Source organism: Rhodococcus sp. NPDC058639 (genome assembly GCF_042717545.1).
Classification (GTDB): Bacteria; Actinomycetota; Actinomycetes; order Mycobacteriales; family Mycobacteriaceae; genus Rhodococcus.
The window spans coordinates 1-3,412 of sequence record NZ_JBHXRF010000017.1; the positions used below are offsets into that span (position 1 = coordinate 1).

A 3,412-nucleotide genomic window follows, 5' to 3' on the forward strand; every position below is an offset into this window, starting at 1 on the left:
AACGGGTGTTCGGCGGTGTCCTACTCTCCCACACCCTGTCGAGTGCAGTACCATCGGCGCAATGGGGCTTAGCTTCCGGGTTCGGAATGGGACCGGGCGTTTCCCCCACGCTATAACCACCGTAACTCTATGAAACTCCACGCAAACACCAACCCACCACAGTGGACCGATATTCGTGTGTGCTGTTTCAGAAACCGCACAGTGGACGCGTAGCACCTTCGTTAGAAAGTCCTCGGCCTATTAGTACCAGTCACCTCCATGCGTTACCGCACTTCCAGTTCTGGCCTATCAACCCGGTGGTCTGCCGGGGGCCTTACCCCCTCGAGGGGGTGAGAAACCTCATCTTGGAACAGGCTTCCCGCTTAGATGCTTTCAGCGGTTATCCCTTCCGAACGTAGCCAACCAGCAGTGCCCCTGGCGGGACAACTGGCACACCAGAGGTTCGTCCGTCCCGGTCCTCTCGTACTAGGGACAGCCTTCCTCAAGTTTCTAACGCGCGCGGCGGATAGAGACCGAACTGTCTCACGACGTTCTAAACCCAGCTCGCGTGCCGCTTTAATGGGCGAACAGCCCAACCCTTGGGACCTACTCCAGCCCCAGGATGCGACGAGCCGACATCGAGGTGCCAAACCATCCCGTCGATATGGACTCTTGGGGAAGATCAGCCTGTTATCCCCGGGGTACCTTTTATCCGTTGAGCGACACCGCTTCCACATGCCGGTGCCGGATCACTAGTCCCGACTTTCGTCCCTGCTCGACTTGTCAGTCTCACAGTCAAGCTCCCTTGTGCACTTGCACTCAACACCTGATTGCCAACCAGGCTGAGGGAACCTTTGGGCGCCTCCGTTACATTTTGGGAGGCAACCGCCCCAGTTAAACTACCCACCAGGCACTGTCCCTGAACCAGATCATGGTCCGAGGTTAGATATCCAATACGATCAGAGTGGTATTTCAACAACGACTCCACAGTAACTGGCGTCACCGCTTCACAGTCTCCCACCTATCCTACACAAACCGAACCGAACACCAATACCAAGCTATAGTGAAGGTCCCGGGGTCTTTTCGTCCTGCCGCGCGTAACGAGCATCTTTACTCGTAATGCAATTTCGCCGAGTCTGTGGTTGAGACAGCAGAGAAGTCGTTACGCCATTCGTGCAGGTCGGAACTTACCCGACAAGGAATTTCGCTACCTTAGGATGGTTATAGTTACCACCGCCGTTTACTGGGGCTTAAATTCTCAGCTTCGCCACCGAAGTGACTAACCGGTCCTCTTAACCTTCCAGCACCGGGCAGGCGTCAGTCCGTATACATCGTCTTACGACTTCGCACGGACCTGTGTTTTTAGTAAACAGTCGCTTCTCTCTGGTCTCTGCGACCACACCCAGCTCAGACCGTAAAGGCCATCACCAGACATGGTCCCCCTTCTCCCGAAGTTACGGGGGCATTTTGCCGAGTTCCTTAACCACAGTTATCTCGATCGCCTTAGTATTCTCTACCTGACCACCTGTGTCGGTTTGGGGTACGGGCCATGTGAAAGCTCGCTAGAGGCTTTTCTCGGCAGCATAGGATCATGGAATTCCCCTCAACGGGTACGCATCACCTCTCAGGCTATATGCGACACGGATTTACCTATGTCACGCCCTACAGGCTTACACCAGTATTACCACTGACTGGCCCCACTACCTTCCTGCGTCACCCCATCGCTTGACTACTACCACCGAAGATCCCGTGCATCCAATCCCAGATCCCCCGAAGGGAAAAAGGAACCTTCTGGACGGTTAGTACCGATGATTCATCATGGGCGCGTTCACACGGGTACGGGAATATCAACCCGTTGTCCATCGACTACGCCTGTCGGCCTCGCCTTAGGTCCCGACTCACCCTGGGCGGATTAACCTGGCCCAGGAACCCTTGGTCATTCGGCGGACGAGTTTCTCACTCGTCTTTCGCTACTCATGCCTGCATTCTCACTCGCATGGCCTCCACACCTAGGTCACCCCGATGCTTCCATGGCCACACGACGCTCCCCTACCCATCCACACCACTGCACACACTTCCATAGAAACATGCGGGTGTTATGTGAATGCCGCGGCTTCGGCGGTGTACTTGAGCCCCGCTACATTGTCGGCGCAGAACCACTTGACCAGTGAGCTATTACGCACTCTTTCAAGGGTGGCTGCTTCTAAGCCAACCTCCTGGTTGTCTCAGCGATCCCACATCCTTTTCCACTTAGTACACGCTTAGGGGCCTTAGCCGGCGATCTGGGCTGTTTCCCTCTCGACTACGAAGCTTATCCCCCGCAGTCTCACTGCCGCGCTCTCACTCACCGGCATTCGGAGTTTGGCTGATTTCGGTAAGCTTGTAGGCCCCCTAGACCATCCAGTAGCTCTACCTCCGGTGAGAAACACGCGACGCTGCACCTAAATGCATTTCGGGGAGAACCAGCTATCACGGAGTTTGATTGGCCTTTCACCCCTACCCACAACTCATCCCCTCAGTTTTCAACCTAAGTGGGTTCGGGCCTCCACGACGTCTTACCGTCGCTTCACCCTGGCCATGGGTAGATCACTCCGCTTCGGGTCTAGAACATGCCACTGCAACGCCCTATTCGGACTCGCTTTCGCTACGGCTACCCCACACGGGTTAACCTCGCGACATGCCGCTAACTCGCAGGCTCATTCTTCAAAAGGCACGCCATCACCCACCATGAACTAAATCATGCACAGGCTCTGACGGATTGTAAGCGCACGGTTTCAGGTACTATTTCACTCCCCTCCCGGGGTACTTTTCATCTTTCCCTCACGGTACTTGTCCGCTATCGGTCACCAGGGAGTATTCAGGCTTATCGGGTGGTCCCGACAGATTCACACCAGATTTCACGGGCCCGGTGCTACTTGGGTATTCACATCAACAGTCACCATGTTTTCGTCTACGGGACTCTCACCCTCTACGACAGGCCGTTCCAGACCACTTCGACTAACACGATGATTTCTTACTGTTGGCCGGCTCAGCAGCGCCGACACAATGAACCCCACAACCCCGCATACACAACCCCTGCCAGGTATCACATGTACACGGTTTAGCCTCTTCCGCTTTCGCTCGCCACTACTCACGGAATCACATGTTGTTTTCTCTTCCTGTGGGTACTGAGATGTTTCACTTCCCCACGTTCCCTCCACACACCCTATATATTCAGGTGCGGGTAACACGACATCACTCGTGCTGGGTTTCCCCATTCGGAAATCCTCGGATCACAGCTCGGTTGACAGCTCCCCGAGGCATATCGCAGCCTCCCACGTCCTTCATCGGCTCCTGGTGCCAAGACATCCACCGTACGCTCATAAACACTTACTAACAAAGATGCTCGCGTCCACTGTGCAGTTCTCAAACAACACACAACAACCCCTACCGG

Annotated in this window: 2 rRNA genes; both read right to left on the bottom strand. The window is 55.1% G+C overall.

The window, feature by feature from the left end:
- Positions 1–7: 7 nt before the first annotated feature.
- Positions 8–124, bottom strand: a 5S ribosomal RNA gene (gene rrf, locus ACFWU2_RS20740).
- A 96-nt stretch (positions 125–220) separates the two neighbouring features.
- A 23S ribosomal RNA gene (locus ACFWU2_RS20745) occupies positions 221–3,354 on the bottom strand.
- Positions 3,355–3,412: the final 58 nt, after the last annotated feature.